The sequence below is a fragment of the Komagataeibacter kakiaceti JCM 25156 genome (assembly GCF_000613305.1).
In genome coordinates, this window is record NZ_BAIO01000389.1 from 1 (window position 1) to 2266 (window position 2266).

A 2266-nucleotide genomic window follows, 5' to 3' on the forward strand; every position below is an offset into this window, starting at 1 on the left:
GCTGTTCGCGGTGGCGCGTGAACTCCAGCGCGCCGGTCTGGCGCGCTGCACCCCACTGGCGGCGGGATACGCCACGAAGGACAGCCCATGCTGAATACGCCGCGCTCATGCCGGGGGATGGTCACATCCCCCCACCACCTGGCCAGTCAGGCCGGGCTGGACGTGCTCAAGGCGGGCGGAACCGCGCTGGAAGCCGCCGTGGCCACGGCGGCGGCGCTGGCGGTGGTCTATCCGCACATGACCGGGATCGGGGGGGATGCGTTCTGGCTGACCATGTGGCCCGACGGGCGCGTCGAGACCATAGATGCCTGCGGGGCCGCGGCACAGAAGGCCGATGCCGGTTTTACCACGCCGCCGGGCTGGATGCGATTCCGTGGCGTGGACCGCTGGCGGCCAATACGGTGGCGGGCACCGTCTCGGGCTGGGATATGGCGCTGTCGTGGAGCCATGCGCTGGCCCCCGGCCTGCCGCTGGGCCGCGTGCTGCGTGATGCGCTGTACTATGCCGAACAGGGCGTGCCCGTAACCGCCAGCGCGGCCGAAATCACCCGTGAAAAGGCGGATGAACTCAGCGATGTGCCGGGGTTCAGGGATCTGTTCATGCCCGGCGGCCGCCTGCCGCGCGTGGGTGACATCCTGCACAACCCCCGTCTGGCCGCCACGCTGCGGCAACTGGCGGATGAAGGGCTGTCCAGCTTTTATCATGGCGCGGTGGCGCGCGAGCTGGCCGCCGACCTGCACGACCTTGGCAGCCCGCTCACGCTGGCGGATCTTCAGGCTCACAAGGCCACCCACCAGCCCGCGCTGCATGCCCGGATTCACGGGGCCGACCTGTACAACATGGCCCCGCCCACGCAGGGCGTGGCCTCGCTGCTGATCCTGGCGCTGTTCGACCGGCTCAAGGCCGACCATGCAGATGATTTCGATTACCTGCACGGTCTGGTCGAGGCGACCAAGCAGGCTTTCCGCTATCGTGACACCCATGTGGGCGATCCCGCCTACATGACGGTACAGGCGCAGGACATTCTGGTTGACGGCAGGGCGCTCGACCGCATGGCCAGCGCCATCGACCCCCGAAAAGCCGCCCCATGGCCGTGGCCATCGCAGGCGGGCGATACGGTCTGGCTGGGCGTGATCGATTCCGACGGGCTGGCCGTCAGCATGATCCAGAGCCTGTATTTCGAATATGGTTCCGGCATCGTGCTGCCGCGCACCGGCGTGGTGTGGCAGAACCGGGGCACCAGCTTCGGCCTTGACCCGCAGGGCTGGAACGGGCTGCGTCCCGGCCGCAAGCCGTTCCATACGCTCAACCCCGCCGGCGCCCGCTTCAATGATGGGCGGACATGGTTTACGGCACCATGGGGGGCGAGGGCCAGCCGCAGACGCAGGCCGCCATTTTCAGCCGTTATGCCCGTTATGGCGTGCCGTTGCAGCAGGCCGTCACGGCGCCCCGCTGGCTGCTGGGCCGTACATGGGGTGAGACGAGCGTGAGCCTGAAATATGAAGACCGCTTTGACCCGGCGGTGATAGAGCGCATGCGCGCGGCGGGGCACCAGATGGAACGCGTGGAGCCATTTTCCTCCAAGATGGGGCATGCGGGGGCGCTGGTCCGCCATGATTCCGGCCTGCTGGAAGGGGCGAGCGACCCGCGCAGCGATGGATGCGTGGCCGCATGGTAGGGGAGACGGACAGCATGGACCGCCCATCGGGCCACAGGGCGGTGGCGCGCTGCGCCCTGCTGGGGGAAGCGCCGTATTCCGAGATGGAAGGCGGCCTGTTCCGTCCCTATCTCGGCCCGTCCTACCGCGCGACATGCGACCAGCTGGCCGCGTGGATGGCGGAAGCGGGCATGACCACGCGCATGGACGCGGCGGGCAACCTGATCGGCCGTTACGAGGGAACAGCCCCCAACGCCCCGGTCCTGCTGCTCGGCTCGCATATCGACAGCGTGCGCGATGGCGGTTTTTTTGATGGCATGCTGGGTGTCATCCTCGGGATTGAGGCGGTGGCCCATTTCGCGCGGGCGGGAAAGCGCTTTCCTTTGCGCTGGAAGTCATCGGCTTCGGGGATGAGGAGGGATCGCGCTTTCCCTCCGGCATGCTGACCTCGCATGCCGTGGCCGGTGTGCTGGAAACCCCGGATCCGGCGATGAGCGACTGGGCGGGCACGGCCACGCTCGCCACCGCCTTGCAGGAATTCGGGCTGGATGCCGGGCGCATGCACCACGCATCGCGCCGGGGCGAGCGGATCCTTGCCTATGTCGAGGC

Annotated in this window: 2 pseudogenes; both read left to right on the forward strand. The window is 68.2% G+C overall.

The features are described from left to right. The first annotated feature begins 87 nt into the window (after positions 1-87). A pseudogene (locus JCM25156_RS24690) lies at positions 88-1678 on the forward strand (gamma-glutamyltransferase family protein). 14 nt (positions 1679-1692) lie between these two features. After that, a pseudogene (locus JCM25156_RS24695) lies at positions 1693-2266 on the forward strand (M20/M25/M40 family metallo-hydrolase); the annotation flags it as partial.